General features: G+C 42.1%; 21 protein-coding genes and 1 pseudogene. 10 read left to right on the top strand and 12 right to left on the bottom strand.

All coding sequences use genetic code 11. The annotated features are described in order from the left end of the window. Positions 1-9 precede the first annotated feature (9 nt). Positions 10-384, bottom strand: a complete 375-nt coding sequence (locus FY557_RS07185) for a response regulator transcription factor (protein ID WP_149246600.1) — start codon at positions 382-384, stop codon at positions 10-12. A gap of 3 nt (positions 385-387) precedes the next feature. Then, the gene (locus FY557_RS07180; RefSeq protein WP_149246599.1) at positions 388-2,241 is read right to left on the bottom strand and encodes an ATP-binding protein; all 1,854 of its coding nucleotides are present in this window, start codon (positions 2,239-2,241) and stop codon (positions 388-390) included. Positions 2,242-2,422: 181 nt separating this feature from the next. Here FY557_RS07180 and FY557_RS07175 point away from each other — a divergent pair, with 181 nt between their 5' ends. The 3 genes from FY557_RS07175 to secG all read left to right on the top strand — a co-directional run bounded on the left by FY557_RS07175 (position 2,423) and on the right by secG (position 6,310). Then, a complete protein-coding gene (locus FY557_RS07175; protein WP_149246598.1) occupies positions 2,423-3,736 on the top strand; it encodes a M16 family metallopeptidase in 1,314 nt (437 codons plus the stop codon). A 50-nt stretch (positions 3,737-3,786) separates the two neighbouring features. Further along, positions 3,787-5,832 (top strand): M16 family metallopeptidase, encoded by a 2,046-nt coding sequence (locus FY557_RS07170; RefSeq protein WP_149246597.1) that lies wholly within the window; start codon positions 3,787-3,789, stop codon positions 5,830-5,832. Between the two features lie 130 nt (positions 5,833-5,962). After that, positions 5,963-6,310 carry a preprotein translocase subunit SecG gene (gene secG, locus FY557_RS07165; protein WP_149246596.1) on the top strand — a complete coding sequence of 116 codons (348 nt, stop codon included), beginning with the start codon at positions 5,963-5,965 and terminating at the stop codon, positions 6,308-6,310. Between the two features lie 155 nt (positions 6,311-6,465). On the opposite strand, the gene FY557_RS07160 is transcribed toward secG, so the two are convergent. The 3 genes from FY557_RS07160 to recR are packed head-to-tail and all read right to left on the bottom strand — an operon-like array spanning position 6,466 to position 8,742. Then, the gene (locus FY557_RS07160) at positions 6,466-7,305 is read right to left on the bottom strand and encodes a glycosyltransferase family 2 protein (protein ID WP_149246595.1); all 840 of its coding nucleotides are present in this window, start codon (positions 7,303-7,305) and stop codon (positions 6,466-6,468) included. Positions 7,306-7,314: 9 nt separating this feature from the next. Then, positions 7,315-8,118: a glycosyltransferase family 2 protein gene (locus FY557_RS07155; RefSeq protein ID WP_149246594.1), complete on the bottom strand. Its 804-nt coding sequence runs from the start codon at positions 8,116-8,118 to the stop codon at positions 7,315-7,317. Positions 8,119-8,127: 9 nt separating this feature from the next. Next, positions 8,128-8,742: a recombination mediator RecR gene (recR, locus tag FY557_RS07150; RefSeq protein ID WP_149246593.1), complete on the bottom strand. Its 615-nt coding sequence runs from the start codon at positions 8,740-8,742 to the stop codon at positions 8,128-8,130. 195 nt (positions 8,743-8,937) lie between these two features. Here recR and FY557_RS07145 point away from each other — a divergent pair, with 195 nt between their 5' ends. The 5 genes and pseudogenes from FY557_RS07145 to FY557_RS07125 all read left to right on the top strand — a co-directional run bounded on the left by FY557_RS07145 (position 8,938) and on the right by FY557_RS07125 (position 13,412). Continuing rightward, positions 8,938-9,543 carry a hypothetical protein gene (locus tag FY557_RS07145; RefSeq protein WP_149246592.1) on the top strand — a complete coding sequence of 202 codons (606 nt, stop codon included), beginning with the start codon at positions 8,938-8,940 and terminating at the stop codon, positions 9,541-9,543. A 15-nt stretch (positions 9,544-9,558) separates the two neighbouring features. Continuing rightward, positions 9,559-10,050, top strand: coding sequence for a hypothetical protein (locus FY557_RS07140; RefSeq protein ID WP_149246591.1), 492 nt, complete (start codon positions 9,559-9,561; stop codon positions 10,048-10,050). Between the two features lie 138 nt (positions 10,051-10,188). After that, on the top strand, positions 10,189-11,634 hold the full coding sequence (locus FY557_RS07135) for an aminoacyl-histidine dipeptidase (protein WP_149246590.1): 1,446 nt from the start codon (positions 10,189-10,191) through the stop codon (positions 11,632-11,634). A 78-nt stretch (positions 11,635-11,712) separates the two neighbouring features. After that, positions 11,713-12,284: pseudogene (locus FY557_RS07130) on the top strand (TIGR00730 family Rossman fold protein). A gap of 126 nt (positions 12,285-12,410) precedes the next feature. Next, the gene (locus tag FY557_RS07125; protein ID WP_149246589.1) at positions 12,411-13,412 is read left to right on the top strand and encodes a GTP pyrophosphokinase family protein; all 1,002 of its coding nucleotides are present in this window, start codon (positions 12,411-12,413) and stop codon (positions 13,410-13,412) included. A gap of 57 nt (positions 13,413-13,469) precedes the next feature. Here FY557_RS07125 and FY557_RS07120 read toward each other — a convergent pair whose 3' ends face one another. Next, positions 13,470-13,799 (bottom strand): ferredoxin, encoded by a 330-nt coding sequence (locus FY557_RS07120; RefSeq protein WP_149246588.1) that lies wholly within the window; start codon positions 13,797-13,799, stop codon positions 13,470-13,472. A gap of 78 nt (positions 13,800-13,877) precedes the next feature. Next, complete coding sequence (locus tag FY557_RS07115) at positions 13,878-14,933, bottom strand: NAD(P)/FAD-dependent oxidoreductase (protein WP_149246587.1); 1,056 nt, start codon at positions 14,931-14,933, stop codon at positions 13,878-13,880. Between the two features lie 155 nt (positions 14,934-15,088). On the opposite strand from FY557_RS07115, the gene FY557_RS07110 reads away from it, so the two are divergent. Next, positions 15,089-15,859: a DUF3108 domain-containing protein gene (locus tag FY557_RS07110; RefSeq protein ID WP_149246586.1), complete on the top strand. Its 771-nt coding sequence runs from the start codon at positions 15,089-15,091 to the stop codon at positions 15,857-15,859. A gap of 571 nt (positions 15,860-16,430) precedes the next feature. On the opposite strand, the gene FY557_RS07105 is transcribed toward FY557_RS07110, so the two are convergent. The 4 genes from FY557_RS07105 to FY557_RS07090 all read right to left on the bottom strand — a co-directional run bounded on the left by FY557_RS07105 (position 16,431) and on the right by FY557_RS07090 (position 20,675). Beyond that, positions 16,431-17,075, bottom strand: coding sequence for a response regulator transcription factor (locus FY557_RS07105; protein WP_185151673.1), 645 nt, complete (start codon positions 17,073-17,075; stop codon positions 16,431-16,433). Beyond that, on the bottom strand, positions 17,056-18,789 hold the full coding sequence (locus tag FY557_RS07100; protein WP_149246584.1) for a sensor histidine kinase: 1,734 nt from the start codon (positions 18,787-18,789) through the stop codon (positions 17,056-17,058). The genes FY557_RS07105 and FY557_RS07100 overlap by 20 nt, the downstream gene beginning before the upstream one ends. An 85-nt stretch (positions 18,790-18,874) precedes the next feature. Beyond that, complete coding sequence (pheS, locus tag FY557_RS07095; protein ID WP_149246583.1) at positions 18,875-19,885, bottom strand: phenylalanine--tRNA ligase subunit alpha; 1,011 nt, start codon at positions 19,883-19,885, stop codon at positions 18,875-18,877. A 130-nt stretch (positions 19,886-20,015) separates the two neighbouring features. After that, positions 20,016-20,675, bottom strand: a complete 660-nt coding sequence (locus FY557_RS07090) for a YceI family protein (RefSeq protein ID WP_149246582.1) — start codon at positions 20,673-20,675, stop codon at positions 20,016-20,018. A gap of 85 nt (positions 20,676-20,760) precedes the next feature. Here FY557_RS07090 and FY557_RS07085 point away from each other — a divergent pair, with 85 nt between their 5' ends. Further along, positions 20,761-21,696, top strand: a complete 936-nt coding sequence (locus tag FY557_RS07085; RefSeq protein WP_149246581.1) for a sulfate/molybdate ABC transporter ATP-binding protein — start codon at positions 20,761-20,763, stop codon at positions 21,694-21,696. Between the two features lie 384 nt (positions 21,697-22,080). Here the strand turns inward: FY557_RS07085 and FY557_RS07080 are convergent, their stop codons facing one another. Next, the gene (locus tag FY557_RS07080; RefSeq protein WP_149246580.1) at positions 22,081-23,388 is read right to left on the bottom strand and encodes an MFS transporter; all 1,308 of its coding nucleotides are present in this window, start codon (positions 23,386-23,388) and stop codon (positions 22,081-22,083) included. Positions 23,389-23,422 lie beyond the last annotated feature (34 nt).

The following is a 23,422-nucleotide window of genomic DNA, read 5'->3' as shown; positions in this document are numbered from 1 at the left end:
GTAAATTGTTTAATTTTCTTTAATATAAGTCCTCACGCGGGTGATCATATCCCCCATATCAAAAGGTTTTGCAATAAAATCATTGGCACCGGCATCCAGGGCAGACTGTTCCAGTCCACGGCTGGCCGACATGATAAGTACAGGGATATTGCACAGGTTTTCATCAGCCCTTATGGTGCGGCAGATGTCCCGTCCGTCTTCACCGGAAAGCCACATATCCATCAGGATAACATCCGGCTTAGGCTGTGAATTCAAGGCGTTGAGCATATCTGATCCTTTATAGAACTTGGCAACGCTTAATCCTTCGAGTTCCATCATCATTTCAATAGAGTCAACAATTGCAGGGCTGTCATCCAAGACTAAAATTTGTGTAGAAGTAGACATGTTTTATATTTTAATTTTAGGTATCTCGAAGCAAAAATCAGACCCATTTCCTTCGACGGAATGAACATAAATTTTACCTCCGGTTCTTTTAATGATTTCCGAAGAGATATAAAGTCCTAATCCTAAGCCCGGAAATGTATGTTCCTTAGTACCACTCACCCGGTAATATTGCTCAAAAACTTTTTGCTGCTTATCCTGTGGAATTCCGATCCCGAAATCCCTGACACTGAATTTTACCATACCATCCTTCAGTTCCGTAGATACAATAATTTCATCGGCGTCAGGAGAATATTTGATGGCATTGCTGATGAGGTTGGTCATAACCTGGGAAATCCGGTGCCGGTCTGCCGTTACTTTTCCGATCTCTTTTTTATAAAAAATAATTTTGTGCCTTGCTGTCATCTGCTGTTCAACAATAACTTCTTCGGTCAGCTGATCAAAATCAAATTCGGATTCGTTGAGCTGGATTTTTCCGTTCTGGATTTTGGTAACATCCAGTAGATCGTTTACCAGCTCGGTAAGCGTATCGATCTGACTGTTCATCCTCCTGGCAACCTCAGCATTTTTAAGGTCTCCCTGTCTACTGAAATTGGTTTCAATAAACTGGGTATATAATTTAAGGCTGGTAAGCGGCGTTTTCAGTTCATGGCTCGCAATTCCCAGGAAATTGTCTTTCTGGGTCTGCAGCTGCTTAAAATCATCAATATCTGTAAAAGTTCCGATCCACTGACTGATTTCTCCGTTCTGATCGAAATTGGCAACCGCCCTTCCCAGAAACCACCGGTACACCTCAGGATTATTAGGATCGGCAAACTCATATTCCACTTCAAAGGGCTTTCCTGTTTTCAGACTTTCCTCCCAGATTTTTATAATCCCGGGATACACTTCCGGCCTGATCACTTTTCTTATTGCTTCATTGGGATCATCATCCTTATGAAAACCCATATGCCTGTACCAGTTATCATTCATGTAAGTAATCTTTCCTTTTGCGTCGCTGGTCCATACAAACTGGGGCATGGAATCGGCAAGGTCACGGTATTTCTTTTCGCTTTCCTGTATCTCTTTTCTGGCCTCTACCAGATCGGTAACATTTACTGCCATATTGAGGATGGCATATACCTCACCGTCGGAATTTTTCAGCGGCTTGTAAGAAAAATTATAATAAAAAGTCTGGAGTTTTCCGTCTACCACAAGGTCTACCCGGTCTTCTTTGGCCGTATAGGTTTCTCCTGTTTTGAATATATCTTTTAAAATACCGATAAAAGGCTGTCCTTCCAGTTCAGGAAGCGCGTCTTCCAGCTTCATCCCCATGACCAAAGCATCTTTCCCCCAGGTGCGGAGCATGGGTTCATTGGCGAGTTCGATATAGAGATCTTCCGAACGGTAGATCGCAATGGAATAATCTGATTTTTGGATAAGGTCCTCAAAACGGTACTCGCTGTCGATCAGCTTGCGTTCTGAGATTACCTGATCTGTAACTTCCGTGGCAGCAACACTTACACCTATTACATTTTTATCGTCATTATAAACCGGGGAATAAATAAAGTTGAAAAAATGCTCTTCGTAGTTTCCGTATTTATTCAAAAAAACAGGCCATTTATTTCCGTTAAAAATTTCAGCTTTGTAGTAAACATTGTTCAGGATTTCCTCAAATCCCTGGGATTTTATTTCAGGTATAGCCTCGAATATTGATTTTCCGATTACCGAAGTATCTCTTCCCCAAAGGCTGAGCATCTGCTCATTGGCATTGCTGATGATAAAATCGTTACCCATCAGCAAAGACATGGCTACAGGAGCCTGACTGAATAAAGTAACCAGTGAATCATGAGAAATATTCTGGTCTAAAATGTTTTTCATTACAATAAGGGTTTCTTACGTACAAAAATAATTTTTATTCTAATTTTTACCACTAAATTCAATACTACTTTTCACAATTTGTGAAAATTTATGAAAGAAATACTTCCGGATACAAATTTTATTTTGAAAATGTAACAATTAGTGTAATTTTGAGACCTATTGACAAAACAATTTCTACTTTATGAAAAAGCGACTTCTTTCTGTTGCTGCGGCGGCTTTCTTCGGAATGGTCCTGAATGCACAACAAATTAAATTCGAAGAATATGACCTGCCAAACGGGCTTCACGTAATTCTTCATCAGGATAATTCTGCTCCGGTAGTTACAACAGGAGTAATGTACCATGTAGGTGCCAAAGATGAAGTAAAAGGAAGAACCGGCTTCGCACACTTCTTTGAGCATCTTTTATTTGAAGGTACCCCCAACATCAAAAGAGGCGACTGGTTCAAAATCGTTTCTTCAAACGGAGGGCAGAACAACGCTAATACGACAAACGACAGAACGTATTATTATGAAACTTTCCCCTCCAACAACGAACAGTTAGGCCTTTGGATGGAAGCGGAAAGAATGCGTCACGCTGTTATCAACCAGATTGGGGTTGATACCCAAAGAGAAGTTGTAAAGGAAGAGAAAAGACTGAGAATGGACAACCAGCCTTACGGAAACCTTTTTACAACGATCCAGAAAAATCTGTTTACCAACCACCCGTACAACTGGCCGACTATCGGTTCTATGGAAGATCTCAATTCTGCGAAACTCGATGAGTTCCAGGCTTTTTATAAGAAATTTTATGTTCCTAACAACGCGACCCTGGTGGTAGCAGGAGATATCAAGCCTGAACAGACTAAAAAATGGATTCAGGAATATTACGGAGGTATTCCGAAAGGAACAGTTTACCCTAAAAACTACGCGAAGGATGCGCCGATCACCCAGGAAAAAGAAGTTACGGCAACGGATCCGAACATCCAGCTTCCTGCTTATGTATTCGCCTACAGAACACCGGCCAACAAAGAGAAAGATGCTTATGTTTTAGACATGCTTTCTTCTTACCTGAGCAACGGTAAATCTTCCGTTCTCTATAAAAAACTGGTAGACCAGGATAAGAAAGCCCTGCAGGTACAGGCCTTCAACCAGGGTCTTGAAGACTACGGAATTTTTGCCTTCTTCGCCATCCCGATGGGACAGACGACCAAAGCAGCCCTACAGGCAGATATCGACGCAGAGATCAAAAAGATTCAGACGACATTGATTTCCGAAGAAGATTATCAGAAGCTTCAGAACCAGTTTGAGAACCAGTTTGTAAACGCAAACTCCAGCATTCAGGGAATAGCCGCTTCACTGGCTACCAACCACGTTTTGATGGGTAACACAAACCTGATCAACAAAGAAATCGATATTTACCGGTCAATTACCAGACAGGATCTTCAGAATGCGGCTAAAAAGTATCTTAATTCCAACCAGAGAGTAATCATTAACTACGTTCCTGAGAAAAAGTAATCCACCGGGATTTTAGTTTAAAAATGATTATCAAAAATTAAATTTTACAAATGAAAAAGCAATTAACATATATAGCTGCAGCATTTTTCTTCGCAGGAATGGTTTCAGCACAAAAAATAGATCTTAATGCAATGCCGAAGCCGGGGCCAACGCCTGCCATCAACATTGCAAAACCGAAGACTTTCCAGATGAGCAACGGCCTTACCGTAATGGTGGTGGAAAACAACAAGCTTCCGAGAGTAAGCGCGAGCCTTACGATGGACAGACCTCCTTATTATGAAGGAAACGTTGTGGGCGCAAGCGAAATCATGGCAGAACAGTTCGAAAACGGAACGATGAACATGAGCAAGGATGCCTTCAACAAGAAAGTGGATTATCTTGGGGCCAACCTGGATTTCTCTTCCAGCGGAGCTTTCGCCAACTCGCTTTCCAAGTATTTCCCTGAAGTATTGGGACTGATGGCTGACGCTATCGTTAATCCTAAATTTTCGGCTGAAGAAATCCAGGATTCCAAAGACCGGGCGATTGAAGGACTGAAATCCGAAGAGAAGAATGCTTCTGCGATTGCCTCAAGGGTTTCCAATGCTTTGATGTACGGGAAAAATACCTCAAGAGGTGAGTTTGAAACCGTTGAAACCATCAACAGAATCCAGCTGGCTGACATACAGAATATCTACAAAAAATATTATACTCCGGACAATGCGTATCTGGTAATCGTAGGGGATGTAAAGTTCGATAAAGTAAAGCCGATGATCGAAAAGGCTTTCAGCGGGTGGAAGAAAGCCAATACACCAATCACTCCGGTAGAACCGGCTGCCAATGTGCCTAAGACGGAAATCAATGTAGTGGATGTTCCTTCTGCCGTACAGTCTGTGGTTTCAGTAAACAACCTGAATACCCTAAGAATGAAAGATCCGAACTACTTCCCGGCAACGATCGCCAACTACATTCTTGGCGGTGGCGGTGAAGCAAGGCTTTTCATGAACCTTCGTGAGAAAAACGGATTTACCTACGGAGCGTATTCCAACATGAGCTCTAGCAAGTATTCTCCGCAGTTTTCTGCAAGTGCCAGCGTACGTAACGAAGTAACGGATAAGGCCGTAAAAGAGTTTATGAATGAACTTAATGCGATTTCTAACGTAAAACCGGAGGAACTGGCCAATGCCAAAGCCAAGCTTAAAGGTTCTTTTATCCTGTCTCTGGAGCAGCCTGCAACGATTGCAAGATTTGCCCTGAACCAGAAAATCCAGGATCTTCCGGATGATTTCTATACGAATTATCTTAAATCGATCGATAAAGTAACCGCTGCTGACGTTTCGGGTGCTGTAAATTCGACCATTATGCCGAACCAGAGCAGAATTTTCATTGCCGGGAAAGCTTCCGATATTTCTGAAGGGCTGGAAAAGTTAGGCTATCCTGTAAAATATTACGATACACAAGCCAATCCTGTAGCAAAGCCGTCTGCGAAAAAAGTAGACGCCAATATAACAGTAGCATCTGTTGCTGATAAATACATCGATGCGATCGGCGGAAAAGCAAATGTTTCCAAAATTTCTTCTTATACCATAAACGCAGGCATGTCTCTTCAGGGCCAGAACCTCGAGGTGAAAACAGTAAAAGCACAGGGCGGAAAAGAGTTGACTCTGGTAACTGCCGGGGGACAAGTTGTTCTTAAAGATGTTTTTGACGGGAAAACCGGATATGCTGAGCAAATGGGCCAGAAAGTTCCTATGAAACCGGAGCAGATTGCTGACAAACAGAAAAACAATGAGCTTTTCGAAGAAATGGCTTTTGCCAAATCTCCTGAATACAAACTGACAGGTATCGAGAAAATCGGCGGTGAGGATTCTTACGCCATCAAAGGTCCTGAAACCACCTATTACTACAGTGTTAAAACCGGATTAAAGACCGGGGAAACCAGAACGGTAAAGGCTCAGGGGCAGCAGATCAGTGTTCCTACCGTGTTCTCGGATTACAAAGATGTGGCAGGTGTAAAAATGCCTTACACGATCTCTGTGAACCAGATGGGAATGGACATGACGATGAACGTAAAATCATACGAGATCAATCAGGCAAAAGAGTCTGATTTCAAATAAAAACCTTCTGATTTATAGAAAAACGGCAGCTTCGGCTGCCGTTTTTTATTTTTGGAATATTTAAAGGGTTCTTTCTTTGCTATTCCGCAAAAAAAGATTAAATTTGCCCATTCAAAAAGATATCAAATTAATGGATTCTATATTTATACTATTGATGGTTCTTATTATGATCGCCAGCATCTTACTGGTTATCATCGTTATGGCTCAAAACCCAAAAGGCGGAGGCCTTTCCAGTACTTTCGGAGGTGCATCTTCGGCTCAGTTTGGGGTACAGAGAACCAACGACTTTATGGAAAAAGCAACATGGACGCTGGGCGGAACAATTATCGTCCTAATCCTGTTAAGCGTTGTCATTACAGGAAAGCCATCGGCGGCGGCACCGGTTCAGGTTCCTGCTAAAAAAGAAGCTCCGGCTAACCAGACGGCTGCTCCATCTTCTACTACAGTTCCGGTCCAGACACCTGCACCGACTAAATAAGCAAATAATTATTTACATAGAAAAAGCAGCTCTGTATGGAGTTGCTTTTTTATTTTAGTGTCATTTCGATGATATTCAATTTAATTATGCTTAAAATCCTGAAGTCCCGTGAAAAACTTCCTGCCTCCAGCTTCCCTCTTCCAGCCCGACTCCCGTTACTTCAATTTGATCTTTTCAATTTTATGCCTTAGGTTCAGTCCGGCTTTTAAGAAGGAATACTGCACCGGCCTGGAGTTTTTGTAATATTTATTAATGAAAATGTGCATCGCTCCGTAAAAGCGTTCCAGATACACTTCGTTTTTTACCGTACTTTCGCCTTTATGGTGAAGAATGGAAGCTTTACCATAGTAAAAATTTTTAAAGCCTTTCCGCAGTAAAGTGTAACATAGATCAATATCTTCCCCGTACATGAAATAAGATTCGTCCAGCCCTCCCACTTCCTGATAAACCTCTTTTTTCACCAACAGAAACGCCCCGGTAACCACATCCACCTCCGCTATTGCCTGTTCATCGATATCACATCGGTAATACGACTTGGAATTGTTCTTTTTAAAATTTGTAAAAAGCTTTTCGAAAGAATTGAACATGTCCGGGACCGAGCGTTTGCTCTCAGGGAGAAAATAGCCTTCTGCATCATGCATCCGTACCCCCAGGCATCCGAAATCTTTACAGGAGTCGGCAAAGTTCAGGATCTCGGGCATATACAACCCTTCCAATTCCGTATCGGGGTTCAGGAGAAGAACGTATTCACCCTGTGCAGATTTAACGGCTTTATTGTTGGCTTTGGCAAAACCGTCATTCGTTTCGGATGGAATGAATAAAACTTCCGGAAATTCGGAGATCAGCGCTTTCCAGGAGGAGTCCGTAGATGCATTATCCACCACAATCGTCTCATGGTCTGCTTCCGGCAAATATTTCCGTAATGATACCAGACAGTTTTGAAGTAATTGAGTGACATTATAGTTGACGATAATGACTGACAACTTCATATGAATCTCCTTTGGTTATTTTTTTAAATTGTAATAATATGTTCTCGTCAGCAAAAATAAGTATTTTGCTTTATAAAAAACCTTCAGCAGGAGATATTGAATAAAATTTATATTTTTTACATCATACATTTCTTTCAGATTCCGCTGAAATCCCTTTTCCATCGCTGAAAGATCGGCAGAAAGCCCGGAAACACCGAATGTTCTTCTTCCTTTGTCAGCGATCAGCAGGCTTTCGTCGAGAATATACATGCTGTTGCTTTTTGAAATCTTCATCCAGTAGTTCAGGTCTTCCGCATACCGCTGGTCTTCGTTAAAAAATCCCGTATTTTCCAGCACCTTTCTTTTAAAAATAACCGTTGAAGGCTGCGCTTCGTTGCGCAGCAGTAACTTTTTGAAGGTAATTTCCGCCAAGTTATTTTTCACCCGGTAAGGCGGCAGAATTTTGCCGTTATTCCGGCGGGTGGCAATAAAATCGATATTTAAATTTTTATCCGTAAGAAGTTTCAGCTGTTTTTCGGTTTTTTCAGCAAGCCATTCGTCATCCGAATCCAGTAAGGCAATAAATTCGCCGGTCGCTGCGTGTAAGCCCAGATTCCTGGCTTTGGAAACCCCGCCGTTTTCCTGCTCAAAATAAAGGATATTTAAGTCCTGATTATTATTAATAAATAATTCCACAACTTTCTTACTGCCATCCGTAGAACCGTCGTTGATGATAATGATCTCAAATTCACGGTGGTTTACCGTCTGTGCTTTTACAGAACTAAGGGCAGACAGGATGGTTTCTTCAGCATTGTATAAAGGAATGATAACGGAAATCATCTGATGCGCTTAAGAATTTCCTTCGCTGTAAGGAAGCCTGTTCATAATTGATCTCCCCAGTGAAATCTCATCGGCGTATTCCAGTTCATCCCCTACCGAAATCCCTCTTGCAATACTCGAAAAATTAATGTCGGGATTTTTGAATTTTTTATAAATATAATACGCGGTGGTATCCCCTTCCATTGTTGCGCTCAGTGCAAAAATAAATTCCTTTACTTTTCCTTCGTTCAGTTTTTTTTCGATGCTTGGGATATTCAGCTGGTTAGGGCCTACGCCTTCCATCGGGGAAATTTTACCACCCAGGATCAGGTATTTCCCGGTATATTTCCCGGTATTCTCGATTGCGATTACATCCCGCACATCCTCCACGATACAGATCAGTTCATCGGTCCGTTTATCATTGCTGCAGATCTCACAGATTTCAAAATCCGAAAAATTATGACATTCTTTACAGTATTTGATGTCGTTGACGAGGCTGATGAGGGAGTTCCCGAGACTCACCGCTCTGGAATTGGGCTGCTTCAATAAATGTAATGCCAGTCGCAAAGCGGTCTTCCTTCCGATTCCGGGAAGCCCGGAGATTTCATCTACTGCTTTTGCCAATACTTTACTTGGATAATCCATAATACAAAAATAGTGATAATTGTTGAGAGTTTTACGGAAGAATTAGGATACGCCTTTCAGCTTATGAGCTAACTGAAAATCAAATTTACATTCCATCTAAAAACTGAAATCCACCGCTTGCCATTTCCTTCTTCCTCCCTTCAATTAAAAATCTTATCTTTGATCTACTCAATATTAACTGAAAAAATAAACCAAATGGTACTTAACAATTTAAATTATCCGCTGGATTTTAAATTTAAAATTACGACGCTTGCGAGCGATTTCAACATTACCGACAAGAACGGAAATTACGTAGCTTACGTTCGGCAGAAAATGTTCAAACTGAAGGAAGATGTCATCGTTTTTAATGACGAAAGCAAATCCAAGGAACTTTTCAGAATCAAGGCCAACCAATGGATCGATTTTAACGCTTCTTATTCTTTAAGCGAAATTGCTACCGGCCGAAGCTTCGGAAGGCTGGCAAGAAAAGGGATGCGTTCCATTTGGAAAGCAAGCTACGACATTCTGGATGCGAACGATCAGCCGAAATTCAAAATTCAGGAAGACAACGGCTGGGTAAAGGTTTTTGATAATATGGTAGGAGAAATCCCCGTGATCGGAATGTTTACCGGATATTTCCTGAATCCTTCCTATACGGTAACCGGAATGGACGGAAAAGCTTATTTCAAACTGAAAAAAATGCCGTCTTTCTTCGGAAGGAGATTCCAGCTCGACCGCCTGATCGATATTGATGATGAAGAAGAAAGCCTGGTGATTCTTTCCTTATTAATGATGACCCTGCTTGAAAGAGCAAGAGGATAACCAACAGACCGACTTATGAAATATATAATCATTTTTGCTTCCGCAATACTCCTGGTAGCCTGTAAAAAGGAACAACAGACCGTTTCAACCCCCAAATCTGGCGATTCTGCCCAGGTGGCTCAGGATACGGTAAAAGCTGAAACTTCCTCAGGTAAAATTGCAGTGGAAACCTTCCCTTTTCCGAAAGAAATCAAAGAATGTTCCTGTTATTTTGCAAAAAACAAGGCGGATTTTGAAAACGAAAAGTACATCTACGCTGATGATGCCGGGAAAACCGCTTATATGAAACTCGACGGAAAAAGACAGGCCATGAACCTGATCTCTTCCAGCGATCTGGAGGTGGATGAACAGCTGAGCAAGGAAATAGAAAGCGGTGATTATAAAATTTCCGTACAGGGAAAAAAGATAAAAGGAGAAGAAGCCCTGCTGTTTGAAGGAACCATCAGGATCGAAAAACCGGATGGAACCGCTGTAACACTCCCGATCTACGGAGAATGCGGATGTTAGACGGCTAATGGCTAATGGCTAATGGCTAATGGCTAATGGCTAATGGCTAATGGCTAATGGCTAATGGCTAATGGAAAAATACAGCTTCTGTTTTTACAGAAGCTTTTTTATTTTGTAATTTTGAGAAAAATAAATTCAATGGAACTATCGAATATTGAACCGCAGATTATCTGGAAGAATTTTTCCCGGTTAAATGCAGTTCCGAGACCATCAAAAAAAGAAGAAAGGGTCATTGCCTTCGTCAAAGAATTCGGTGAAAATCTGGGACTTGAAACAACAGTGGATGCCGTAGGAAACGTGATCATCAGAAAACCGGCAACGCCGGGAATGGAAAACCGCAAATCTATTGTCCTGCAGTCTCACCTGGATATGGTCTGCCAAAAAAACAATGATGTAAAGTTCGACTTTGAAACAGAGGGCATCAGAATGGAAGTTGACTGCGACTGGGTAAGGGCGAAAGGAACTACCCTGGGTGCCGATAACGGACTGGGCGTAGCGACAATCATGTCCATCCTGGAAAGTTCTGATCTTCCTCATCCTGCTTTGGAAGCCCTTTTTACCATCGACGAAGAAACCGGAATGACGGGTGCGTTAGGCCTGAAGCCGGGACAGCTGACCGGCGATATTTTATTAAATCTGGATACGGAAGAAGACGATGAAATCGATATCGGCTGTGCAGGAGGAATCGATGTTACGATTTCCCAGAATTATGAAACCGAATCTCCAAAAGGCCAGATTATCCGGTTTGAAGTGAAAGGCCTGCAGGGCGGACATTCGGGAATGGACATCCATAAAGGTTTCGGGAATGCCAACATCATCCTGGGACGCCTTTTATACAAAGCGCTGGAAAAAGAAAACATCCAGCTGATCTCCATCGACGGCGGCGGATTGCGGAATGCCATCCCGAGAGAAGCCACAGCAACTGCCTCCGTAAGAAATGCACAGGAATTCATTGATGAACTGACGAATGGCCTTAAAAATGAAATTCTGGAGGAGTTCGCCGGCCTAGAAGCAGGACTTGAGATCAATATCGAACATGCGACAAGTTCCGACCATGCTCTTTCCGAAGCAGATTCAAAAAAAATCATTCTTGTCTTAAAATCCCTGCACAACGGGGTTTACCGGATGAGTCCCGATGTGAAGGACCTGGTGGAGTCTTCAAACAACGTGGCAAGGGTTGAACTGAAAGAAGGGGCTTTAAAAATTTTAAACCTTTCCAGATCATCCGTAGAATCTTCAAAGGATTCGGTGGCGGAACAGTTGAAATCCGTGGCAGAGCTTGCCGGAATGAATACGGTTTTCAGCGGATCTTATCCTGGATGGAAGCCGAAGCCGGGTTCTGAGATCGTTCAGCTGATGGAAAAGATTTATACCGAAAAGTTTATGGAGAAACCTCACGTTGTAGCCTGCCATGCCGGGCTGGAATGCGGCATCATCGGGGCCAATTATCCTGAAATGGAAATGGTAAGTTTCGGGCCGACGATCCGTGGCGCCCACTCTCCGGACGAAAAGGCTAACATCCCTTCCACCCAGAAATTCTGGAGTTTCCTGAAAGACATTTTAGCGAATATTCCACAGAAATAAAATTGTAAAATTGCTATACTGAAATATCCAAAGTCGCCTGATTTTGGATATTTTTGTTTTTAATTTATTAAATACATCATGAAAAGCATCACCGTCTTCTGCGGATCGAGTTTCGGTTCGGACGATATTTATAAAGAACAGGCAACCTTATTGGGACAAACCCTGGCCAAACGGGGTATTCAATTGATCTATGGCGGCGCAGATGTCGGCCTGATGGGTGCTGTGGCAGACGGAGCCTTAAACGCCGGAGGAAAAGTCACCGGTGTTCTTCCCCACTTTTTACAATCCAAAGAAATTGCCCATAAGCAGCTGACCGAACTTGTTCTGGTGGAAACCATGCAACCAAAATGAATGAACTCTGCGATGGTGTGATCGTTCTTCCCGGCGGGTACGGAACACTGGAGGAATTCTTTGAAATGATCACCTGGGCACAGCTCGGCCTTCATCAAAAACCGATCGGTCTCCTGAACATCAACGGCTTTTATGATGATCTGATCCTGATGGTTCAGACCATGGTGGATAAAGGCTTCTTAAAACAGGTCAACCGGGATATGCTGCTGATCAGCGAAGGTATTGAAGAATTGCTCGAAATGATGAGGAATTATAAAGCACCGACGGTTGGGAAATGGATTTCAGAAAAAGAAATTTAGCCGGCTTTTCCTTCCAGCTTTTTAAATCTAAATTCTGAAAATTTTCATTTTAGCGTAAAATTTGCAGATCCATAAGTGATCCGATTCATTAAAAATTTATCTATTTAAAAATACGAGTTTACCCCTATGGCTGACGAATACCTGAATAAAATTCTGGCAGAATATAAAGAATATCATTCTCTATATTCCGGTTTAGGCTCCAAAATGGAGCAGATGTTAAGAAGGTTATGCAGGAAAATTCCTATCCATCAGATCAACAGCAGGGTGAAGGCGAAAGCAAGCCTTGCCGAAAAAATCATTAAGAAAGACAAATATAAGAGCCTTGATGAGATTACCGATATTCTGGGATTAAGGATCATTACCTATTTTGAAGATGACATTTCTAAAATTGAGGAAATCCTCAACCGTGAATTCACGGTGGACTGGAGCAATTCCGTTGATAAGGGACACATCGAGATTGATAAGTTCGGATACAAAAGCATTCATTTCATCCTGCAGATCAATGAGGAGAAAGCGAAGACCAAAGAATATGCAGACTACAGAAATATCAGGTTTGAAATTCAGATCAGGAGCATCCTCCAGCATTCATGGGCGGAAATCGAGCATGACCTGGGTTATAAATCGGTAACCGATATTCCTGAAAAGGCCCAACGTACCTTCTACCGGGTTGCGGCCCTTCTGGAGCAGGCAGATATTGAATTCACGAAGCTGAAAAAAGAAATTCACGAGTTTGAAAATTCGGTCAGCAGGAATCTGAAGAACAAACGGGAACTGATCAACATCAATGAATCGACGATCATCGCCTTTGTAAAAAAGAACCCCTTGCTTCGCGAAATTGAAAGCAAGGTTAGAAAAGCACTCAGAACGCCCGGACAGTCAAGATTCGATACCGCTTACATCTCGGCAAATCATTTCCCGGCACAGCTTAAAGATCTGGGAATCCTAAACCTTATACAGCTTGAAGACCAGCTTTTACAGCATAAAGATGAAATCATCACCAGTGAAATCAGCTATCTGAAGTCGGTGAATAAAAACCTGACCGACCGGAGCATTAAGTTCGCCATTCCGCAGGGCGCCCCTATCCTCTGGCTGATCCATTACTTTCAAAGCAAGCACAATACGAGATAATAAAATACCTCCTGAAGATTTTCTTCAGGAGGTATTTATATTTTGGTTTAAAATACATTAAGGATAAGGAGCGATCTCTACTTCCAGCCCTTCCATTTCAGGAACGATATGCAGCTGGCAGCCCAGTCTGCTGTTGGATTCTACATGGAACGCTTCGCCCAGCATGGCATCTTCTTCATCGCCCATCGGCTCAAGCCCGGGATCGTTAATCACATACACCTGGCAGGACGCACACATGGCCATTCCTCCGCAAACCCCGATGGTCCCTTCTTCCGCCAACTCGTACGAACGAATGATTTCCATTAGGTTCATAGACATATCCGTAGGTGCTACAACATCATGGGTTACCCCTTCCCGATCGGTGATTTTTATGTTTATATCGCTCATTCTCTGTTGATTCTTATTGTTGATCTCTGCTGATGGCAGTCTGTTTATCACAGTTTATAGCCGCAAGCCGCAACAAATTTAGTCAATTTTTTTCACAACCGCTTTCTCGGCTTCCTTTCGGCTTCCGTCGAAACCGTCTACACCGCTTACCGTTGTATATTTCAGAACGAATTTTTTACCCGGATTCAATCGGTTATACACACTCTGGCACATTAACGTTGCTTCGTGGAATCCGCAAAGGATCAGCTTTAATTTTCCCGGATAGGTATTAATGTCACCGATGGCATAAATGCCGTCGATATTGGTCTGGTAGTCCAAAGCGTTGTTTACCACAATAGCATTTTTCTCGATATTCAGTCCCCAGTTCCCGATCTCTCCCAGTTTAGGAGTCAATCCGAATAACGGGATAAAATAATCCGTTTCCATATCGTAAGGATCCTGTCCGTCTATGGCTACGGTAATGGCTTCCACTTTACCTTCCCCTTTGATGGCCGTTACTTCTGCAGGCGTAATAAGTTTGATCTTCCCCTGATTTTTAAGGTCCTGGACTTTTTCTACGGAATCCAGGGCTCCGCGGAATTCATTTCGTCTGTGGATCAGGGTCACTTCGCTGGCTACATTGGAAAGGAAAATACTCCAGTCCAGTGCAGAATCTCCTCCACCGGCAATCACTACTTTTTTATTTCTGAAGTGTTCAGGCTCTTTTACAAAATATTCAAGCCCTTTTTCCTCATAGTCTGCAATATTTTCAAGAGCCGGTTTTCTCGGTTCAAATGTTCCCAGCCCGCCTGCAATGGCAATTGCCTTTGCTCTGTGTACGGTTCCTTTGTTGGTCAGCACCTCAAACCATTCGTCATCAACTTTGGTGTACGAAACTGCGGTCTCTCCAAGGGTAAATCCAGGCTGGAACTGCTTAATCTGCTCCATCAGGTTATCTACCAGCTCGCCTGCATTCACGGAAGGATAACCCGGAATATCGAAAATAGGTTTTTTAGGATAAAGCTCAGCCAACTGTCCTCCCGGTTGAGGAAGTGCATCGATGATGTGGCACTTCATTTTCAATAAACCTGCTTCAAATACAGCAAAAAGTCCAGTCGGGCCGGCTCCTATGATCAATATATCGGTCGTTATCATAATTATAAGATAAATTAATTATACTTGTGATTGCAAATTTACTAATTTTAATGCGAAGCTTATTTAATTCATTCTAAATAAAAAACTGAGATTTATCAAACCTTTGCCCTTTTTTTCAATCTAAGAGTTGGCAACCTTTTTGTAAAATTGTAATTATGAAGAAATTTTTTAATGTAATTTCCTTTTTTTTATTCTTTCTCGGCTACGGCCAGATCACCAACATCAATAACGGTGAGTCGATTACGCTGAGAATCCACTATGGATTTCTGAACGCGGGCTATGCTAATCTTACTGCGCAGAAAACCAATTATAAAGGAGCTCCCCACCTTCATGTAAGAGGAACGGGGCAGACCAGCGGTGCGGTAAAGGCCTTTTTTAAAGTAGATGATTTCTACGAAAGCTATATCAATATGCAGACGGAGCTTCCCAGTTTTTATGTAAGAAATGTAAAGGAGGGCAGCTACAGGCAGCATCTTGAAACAGTCTTCAACCACAGCAACAATACCCTGATTTTAACCGATAAAAAAACACCCGCCAATGGCTCTAAAGTAATAAGGTCGGTAAAAGGGGTACAGGATATGCTTTCCTGTTTTTACTACCTGCGCAGCAAAAGCCCGGCAGAACTGAAAGTCGGAAGCGTGATTAATATGAATGTATGGATTGATGACGAAATGTTCCCTTTCCAGCTGAGAGTAACGGGTACGGAAAACCTGGATACCAAATTCGGAAAGATCAGCTGCCTGAAAATTATTCCTTCAGTAAAAAGCGGAAGGGTTTTTAAAGAAAAGGAAGGAGTAACGATGTGGGTTTCCAATGACGCTAACCACATTCCGATCCTCCTTAAAGCGGAAATAGCCGTAGGCTCCTTAAAAGCAAGCATTGATGATTTTAAAAATGTGAAATACCCTTTAAGGTTCATAAAATAAGTAAAGTTGGAAAACAAAAGAGGCTGTCTCAAAAGGACAGCCTTTTTATTTTGATATAATACATATTGAAACCTTATTGTCTTCTGTATAAATAGGATCGTTGCTCATTTACATTAACAGGTTTTCAATATATATGTTTTTAATTACGTTTTGTTTCTAAGTAATTAAAAACAAAGCCTCCGGAACGTTCCGGAGGCTTGTTTCCATTACATGCGTTTTTTTAGGCCGCCTTCATCTAACCCCTTCTACAATGTACCGGCATCAGATTTTTCATTCTTTGCAGATACGAAATCATTTGTGTTTTTAGATCCGGTTCCATAGAAGAAATCATCATTTGTGTTTTGGAACCGGAGACCACTTAAATATAGGTTAATAATCGTTTATTATTCTTATACAAAAATACCAACCCCGGTATATATCATCATAATAAATCATTTAGATATATATCGCTATAGCTGTAGATATTTATCTACAAACAGGTTAACAGCCTGTATTTAAAGAGAAAGGAGTCTTCATAAATACCGTCCGGCAGCATCCTGATTTTTAAAAATCGATGAAAAAATAAAGCATTCTAATAGTGATTTTTATACAGTTCGATCAGCTCCACCAGATTACCTATTTTAAGCTTATCGAAAATCCTTTTTTTAATGGTGCTTACGGTATTTTGTTTTACATCCAGCCTGTTGGCAATTTCAAGATTTCCTAATCCTTCCATGTACATTTCTGCAATCTGAAACTCCCGTTCGGTCAAGGATAGAAAAGGACTGATCAGGCTTGGGTTTTTCAGTGAATTCAGCAACAAAGCCTGGGTTTTGGATGAGATATATTCGCCGTGGGTGATCATTTTTGCAATGGCCTGCTTTATTTCCTCTTCTTCATTCAGCTTGCTTAAAAAGCCATTGACCCCCGCGTTGATAAATTTAAGGGCATGGACCTCTTCATCGATCCCTGTAAAAATCAAAATGCGTATTTCAGGCTGAATCTTTCTGATTTCCGGTATAACGAAAAGGCTGTTCCCATCAGGAAAATGGGCATCGATGATGGCAATATCGATGGGCTGGCTGCTAATGCATTCCAAAGTCCGCTGCAGGCTGGAAGCATGAATCACGTCATGCTCCACCCCAATATCTTCCAAAACAAAAATAAGCCCCTGTCTGATAAGGCTGTGGTCGTCTGCCAGTAAAAACCGGATTGGTTTATGATCTATCCTGTTCATTAATAAGATTTAAATTGACCGTGAAAGTAACCGTGGTCCCTTTACCTGTTTCGCTTTCAACGGTGATATGTCCCGAATATAATTCTACAATTTCTTTACACAGGCTCAGCCCGAGGCCTGCTCCGAGGTTTTCCACATCTTCCGACAGCACCCCCTGGTAATAAGGTTCGAAGATCTTTTCAAGATCATGATTTGAAATCCCGGCACCGGTATCGGAAATCCGGGTGATCAGGGAAATTGTATCTTCATCCACCGGCTCCGTTTTTACCTTAACGGTAATCTGCCCATTCTCTGTAAACTTATTGGCATTCCCCAGAATATTCATGAAGATCTGGTTGATCTTTTTACTATCGGAATAAACATCAAGATCAGGATGTATATTCTCACGGACGATAAAGGTGTTGTTTCTTGTCTGGATGTAAGGCTCAATAGAAGTCAGTATGGAAGTGATCTCATTTTTAAGATTAAACTTTACGGGGATAAGCTTATTTTCTACTGCCTGGTTTTTGGTGTATTCAAGGATCTGGTTCGCCTGAAGAAGCAAGCTGTCATTGGTAAAGCTGATGGATTTGAGATATTCCTTAATCTGCCGGTCCTCCGTTTTCTTATTGATCCTGCCGATGAAAAGGCCGATAATTTTCAGCGGGGATCTCAGCTCATGGCTTAACATTCCCAAAATCCGGTTTTTAAAATTCAGGTTTTCTTTAATCTGCTCATTGGCCGCATTCAGGCGTTTTTCGTAGATAAAGGCGATACGGGTCAGGAACATAATCAGGATGGAAACGATGAACATCAGGACCATGGCCCCGAAAATAAGATACGTCCTGATCCTGTTGTTCTCGGAATTCTGTTTGTCGTATTCTTTCTGAAGGTCTGCTTTAGAACCTTTGATCGCTACATCGTAAATGTTCATCAGACCGTTGCTGTAGACCAGAAGTTTACTGAAAATCCTGTAAAACTTTCCATCGCTGTTTTGCTTTTCGGTAACGGTAACCTGTATTTTCCGGATCTGCCCAGTATAATGCTTAGTGACCTGGTTCATGATGCTGTCCACTTCTGCTTTTATTTCTGCAGATACAGGAACTTTCCCCTGCTTTACGGTAACGACGACGCTATCCTTACGCACACTCTCTTTTCCGGAAATGGCATCTCCCAAACGTCCGAACAGTCCTTTTTTCTTTACGGTGTCTGAAAAGGTCTTTGTTTCCACATTAAACCTGTCGAAGTTATATTCCGCATTATAACTCTGCAGCTTAGGGAAACTGTTTGGGACTCTTATGTTGGATTGTGCCGAATATTCGTACGTAGAATCAATAAGAGATTTTAATTTTTTAATTTCTAATGAATCGCTTTTCTGTAAAGTTAAAATACGGTTCAGTCTCGGGTATTTGGCCCCGTAATGGTTCATGCTTTCCAGATTTCCCCCAAGCTTATGCAGCGAAGCAAAATAGTAGTCCAGATATTTTTTATCTTCATAAATAATATAATTCTGGAAGCAGTTCTGCGCATTCAGCAGTTCTTTACGGGAGGTATCTGTAAGGTTATCCAGAACATTCACTTCTTTAAGCTGTTTTTCAAAGAAAGCCAGATTTTTCCTGGTAATAAATTCATTATAAAAGAAAGAGGCAATCAGAAGCTGTATGAGCAGAATACAGATAAGCAATGCGTAGTGAATGATCTTCCTCGATCTGAAACCAGATAATTTCCTGAACATTTTGTGTAATTTTCAGTATAAAAATAATAAAAAAATCCTGTAAACAATTTTTTTACAGGATTTGTATGAGTTAAAGCTCAGCCGACTATAAAGTCTTAAACTGCTCAAGTGTTCTTATGTCGTTTTCGAAGAACATTCTGATGTCGCTCATCTGGTACAGGAGCATAACGATTCTTTCAATTCCCATTCCGAAAGCATACCCTGAATATTTCTCCGGATCGATGTTTACATTTTTAAGCACGGCAGGATCTACCATTCCGCAGCCCATGATTTCCAGCCAGCCGGTTCCTTTGGTGATTCTGTAATCCGTTTCGGAATTCAACCCCCAGTACACATCAATTTCTGCACTCGGCTCGGTAAAAGGGAAATAAGAAGGCCTCAGCCTGATTTTCGATTTTCCGAAGAGCTCTGTCGTAAAGAACTGGATGGTCTGCTTCAGGTCGGCAAAACTGACGTTTTCATCAATATATAAACCTTCGATCTGATGGAAAATACAGTGCGAACGTGAAGAAACCGCTTCATTACGGAAAACCCTTCCCGGAGATAAGATCCTGATCGGAGGCTGGTGCTCTTCCATGTAACGGATCTGTACCGAAGAAGTGTGGGTTCTCAAAAGAATGTCCGGGTTCTGCTCGATGAAAAAGGTATCCTGCATGTCCCTTGCCGGATGATATTCCGGAAGGTTCAGTGCGGTAAAGTTGTGCCAGTCGTCCTCTATTTCCGGTCCGTCTGCCACAGCAAAACCAATAGATTTAAAGATTTCGATGATCCTGTTTTTCACAAGGTTGATCGGATGTCTTGATCCCAGTTCCAGAGGAAAGGCCGGTCTTGTAAGGTCTTCTTTTTCTACGACAATAGAAGATGTGGAAGCATTCTTCAAATCCTCCAACTTTACGTTAACAGCCTGCTTTAAAGTATTGATCTTTTGTCCGAAATCTTTTTTCTGGTCGTTCGGAACTTCTTTAAACTTTTCAAAAAAATCGTTCAGAATTCCTTTTTTACCGTTGTATTTGATCCGGAAGTTTTCGATCTCCTCCTTTGATGTCGCATGGAAGCTGTTTACTTCAACCAGTAATTCTTCTATCTTTTCTATCATTGTTTTACCCTTTCAAAATGTTTTGCAAAAATACGGTTTTTCAACCGAATAAATTTCCTAAAAATGTTAAAAAAATCTGCCTCTTTAGGGGAGGCAGACTTCAATCACTTATTTCACTTAAATAAAAAAATTATTTCTTTTCCAAAGCTTTTACATTGATCTGAAGCGTTACCTCATCCTTTATGATGCCATTGGCAGCAGGTGCTTTAAAGGTAATCCCAAATTCTTCCCTCATGACATCCTTCGGTTCGGTAGCAATGCTGGCCACTCCGTTTTTCACGGAAACATTGGCCTTGAACTGAATCGGTTTAGTGATTCCCTTAATCGTCAGGTTTCCGTCCAGAAGGGTGTTGTAATCGCCTTCTGCAGAAGATGCCACCCTGGTAATTTCAAAAGAAGCCGTCGGGAATTTTTCCACATCAAAGAAATCTTTGCTTTTCAGGTGCCCGTTCAGCTTGTTCAGATTTTCAGGATCACTTTTAAGATCTTCCGAAGCCAGGGAAGCCATGTCTGCAACGAACTTTCCGCTTTCCAGCTTTCCGTCTTTTACGGTAACGTCGCCGCTCTCGAATTTAATGGTTCCGAAGTGGCTGGTGCTTTCAGATTTCAAAATTTTATAACCTTTCCACTCTACCCTGCTGTTCAGGGTATCCACTACATACTGAGCTCCATCTTTAGTTGTCGCCACCTCATTGCTTTCGCCGGAAACGGGTTTCTCCTTTTTACAGGAAACCGTTGCAGTCAGGGCAAAAAATGCGGGAATGACTAATGAAAACAGCTTTTTCTTCATGATTTATAAATTTTTTATGCTTCCGCTAAAATAATAAAAAAAATTGTTCTTTCCTAGAAACATTTCAATTCCTTACTTTTGTAATATGCTATTAGAAATAAACCATTTAAACTTCTCCTATTCCAAAGAAAAACCGCTGTTTCAGGATCTCAACCTGACACTTGAGGCTGGAAAAATTATTGCTTTAGCCGGAGAAAGCGGGTGCGGGAAATCGACTTTGCTGAGCCTGATCTACGGGCTGCTGGACTGGGAAAAGGGGGAAATTATTTTCGACGGCGAAAAACTGATGGGCCCTAAAGGAAACCTGGTTCCGGGGGAATCCAGTATGAAATTTGTTGCCCAGAATTTCGACCTGATGCCCTACGCTACCGTGGCGGAAAATGTAGGAAAATTTATTTCCAATATCAACTTAAAGAAGAAAAAAGAAACTGTAACGGAACTCCTGGAAGTCGTAGGGCTGGAAGATTTCGCCAACGTACTGCCGAAGTACCTGAGCGGCGGCCAGCAGCAGCGGGTAGCCATTGCCAGGGCCCTTTCCGTGCTTCCAAAGCTCCTAATCCTTGATGAGCCTTTCAGCAATCTGGATTTCCCGAGAAAGGCCGAACTTCGGGAGAGGTTATTCCGGTATGTGAAGCAGAACAATATATCATTGCTTATTTCTACCCATGAGCTTCAGGATATTATCCCGTGGCTGGACCGGATTATTGTTTTACAGAAAGGAGAACTGATCCAGGACGGCAGGCCGGAAGCAATCTACACCCAACCTTGCAACGGCTATGTGGCCAAGCTTTTCGGGGAAGTGAATATTTTTAATGAAACGGAAAGATCGGATTTCCAGTTACCCAAGTTTTCCTATTATCCTCATGAGATCCGCATTGCCGAAAGTGGCCTGGAAGCGGAAGTCCTGGAGAGCCGGTTTGCAGGAAGCCATTACTGGAACAAAATAAAAGCCCGGGATAAAGAGCTGGTAATCTACACAGATCAGAAGACGGAAGGAACGATTGCCGTTTCATTTGACTGACAGAATTTCTTTTTTTGAGAATATTTAAAAGCAACGGCTGCCGCCCTAGCCCCGATTGCCGTGGAAATCCTTTTTTGAAAAAAAAGATTGTAACAGAAAGCGGGAAAAGCTCCTGAAAAATTAAGATAACTTTCATATTTTCGTAAAGTTAACGTCAAAAAAATACAAATACAAGACCGGTTTGAAAAAACTTTTCTTACATTTGTATCTGCTATACCGCATAAGGAAATTTTTGGTTAATGCTCTTTCTGCCTCCTGAGACAAACATCAGCAATCCTGCGATGGCGTCTTTTGAAAGATTACCCTGCCCAACTCTTTCCTTTTTTTATGTCTTTATTTTATTAAAAATGCGCAGCTTTGTTACCTCAGGCAGCAGCTTCCCTATTAAATATCTTCATCCAGCTTCGATGTTTCCTTGGTATCTTTCATCCTGAAATAAACGATCAGGGAAAACGAAATACAGACGGTGATGTACCAGTAAAAATAATGTTCCATATGGGCCTGCTTAAACCATAAGGCAATATATTCGGCTGTTCCGCCAAAAATTGCTACAGTTAAGGCATACGGAAGCCCCACACCCAAAGCCCTTATTTCTGAAGGAAAAAGCTCTGCCTTTACAATGGCATTAATTGAGGTGTATCCGCTTACAATAATTAGGGCAATCATAATCCATAGAAACGACATCCACATGGAGGTGGTATGACTTAGCGCCGTAAGAAGCGGAACGGTACACAAAGTTCCGAGGATCCCGAAGCCCAGCAGCAGCGGCCGTCTCCCGATCTTATCCGAAAGCCCTCCGAAAACAGGCTGCAGGCAGGCAAATAAAAAGAGGGAGATAAATGAAATAAGGGTGGACTGCTCTTTATTCAGGTGTACCGTATTGACCAGGAATTTCTGCATATAGGTGGTGTACGTATAAAAAGCCAGGGTTCCGCCGAGGGTAAGCCCGATAACGGTAAGCAGGGCCTGCGGATGTTTCAGAAGTTCTTTTACACTTCCTTTTTTATCTTTTACGATTTCTTTTTTGTTTTCAAAAGCCTCGGTTTCATGAAGGCTTGACCTCAGGTATAGAGCAATGACGGAAAGAATGGCACCGATGACAAACGGGATTCTCCACCCCCATTCTTCCAGCTGGGTTTCCGTAAGAAGAAGTTTCTGCAGGATCAATTGGATTCCCAACGCGATAAGCTGCCCACCGATTAGGGTAACATACTGAAAGCTCGAATAGAATCCGCGGCGGTCTTCCGTAGCCATTTCACTGAGATAGGTTGCCGATACGCCGTATTCTCCGCCCACGCTAAGCCCCTGCAAAAGACGGGCGACCAGCAGAAAGATCGGTGCCAATACCCCGATGGTATTATAGGTTGGCGTAAAGGCAATCAGCAGCGAACCGAAGGACATCAGCAGTACCGACAGGGTCATGGCTCTTTTTCTTCCGATCTTATCGGCGATGCTTCCGAACATCCATCCGCCTACGGGACGCATAAGAAAACCTACGGCAAAAATCCCGGCAGTATTCAGCAGCTGTGCCGTCATATCCGAATCCGGGAAGAAGGAGTGTGAAAAGTAGATGGCAAAAGCCGCATAAGCATACCAATCGTACCATTCTACAAGGTTTCCTATGGAACCGCCAATTATGGCCCTGATCCTTTCTGCAGTGGTAATCTGTGGTCTGTCCTGAATATTCGTCATTTCTGTAAGTTACTGGATAAAAAGAAAGAGATTA

Source organism: Chryseobacterium sp. SN22 (genome assembly GCF_008329705.1).
GTDB lineage: Bacteria > Bacteroidota > Bacteroidia > Flavobacteriales > Weeksellaceae > Chryseobacterium.
Note: the sequence above shows the minus strand (reverse complement) of the source record. Positions and strands in the feature narration are given on the sequence as shown.

Coding starts and splice junctions, on each gene's coding strand:
- FY557_RS07105 (WP_185151673.1), bottom strand. CDS start 17,075: ATGAACAGGATAGATCATAAACCAATCCGGTTTTTACTGGCAGACGAC.
- FY557_RS07140 (WP_149246591.1), top strand. CDS start 9,559: ATGAAATATATAATCATTTTTGCTTCCGCAATACTCCTGGTAGCCTGT.
- FY557_RS07145 (WP_149246592.1), top strand. CDS start 8,938: ATGGTACTTAACAATTTAAATTATCCGCTGGATTTTAAATTTAAAATT.
- FY557_RS07100 (WP_149246584.1), bottom strand. CDS start 18,789: ATGTTCAGGAAATTATCTGGTTTCAGATCGAGGAAGATCATTCACTAC.
- FY557_RS07115 (WP_149246587.1), bottom strand. CDS start 14,933: ATGATAACGACCGATATATTGATCATAGGAGCCGGCCCGACTGGACTT.
- FY557_RS07170 (WP_149246597.1), top strand. CDS start 3,787: ATGAAAAAGCAATTAACATATATAGCTGCAGCATTTTTCTTCGCAGGA.
- FY557_RS07135 (WP_149246590.1), top strand. CDS start 10,189: ATGGAACTATCGAATATTGAACCGCAGATTATCTGGAAGAATTTTTCC.
- FY557_RS07185 (WP_149246600.1), bottom strand. CDS start 384: ATGTCTACTTCTACACAAATTTTAGTCTTGGATGACAGCCCTGCAATT.
- FY557_RS07125 (WP_149246589.1), top strand. CDS start 12,411: ATGGCTGACGAATACCTGAATAAAATTCTGGCAGAATATAAAGAATAT.
- FY557_RS07180 (WP_149246599.1), bottom strand. CDS start 2,241: ATGAAAAACATTTTAGACCAGAATATTTCTCATGATTCACTGGTTACT.
- FY557_RS07155 (WP_149246594.1), bottom strand. CDS start 8,118: ATGATTTCCGTTATCATTCCTTTATACAATGCTGAAGAAACCATCCTG.
- FY557_RS07080 (WP_149246580.1), bottom strand. CDS start 23,388: ATGACGAATATTCAGGACAGACCACAGATTACCACTGCAGAAAGGATC.
- FY557_RS07090 (WP_149246582.1), bottom strand. CDS start 20,675: ATGAAGAAAAAGCTGTTTTCATTAGTCATTCCCGCATTTTTTGCCCTG.
- FY557_RS07085 (WP_149246581.1), top strand. CDS start 20,761: ATGCTATTAGAAATAAACCATTTAAACTTCTCCTATTCCAAAGAAAAA.
- FY557_RS07175 (WP_149246598.1), top strand. CDS start 2,423: ATGAAAAAGCGACTTCTTTCTGTTGCTGCGGCGGCTTTCTTCGGAATG.
- FY557_RS07120 (WP_149246588.1), bottom strand. CDS start 13,799: ATGAGCGATATAAACATAAAAATCACCGATCGGGAAGGGGTAACCCAT.
- pheS (WP_149246583.1), bottom strand. CDS start 19,885: ATGATAGAAAAGATAGAAGAATTACTGGTTGAAGTAAACAGCTTCCAT.
- FY557_RS07110 (WP_149246586.1), top strand. CDS start 15,089: ATGAAGAAATTTTTTAATGTAATTTCCTTTTTTTTATTCTTTCTCGGC.
- recR (WP_149246593.1), bottom strand. CDS start 8,742: ATGGATTATCCAAGTAAAGTATTGGCAAAAGCAGTAGATGAAATCTCC.
- secG (WP_149246596.1), top strand. CDS start 5,963: ATGGATTCTATATTTATACTATTGATGGTTCTTATTATGATCGCCAGC.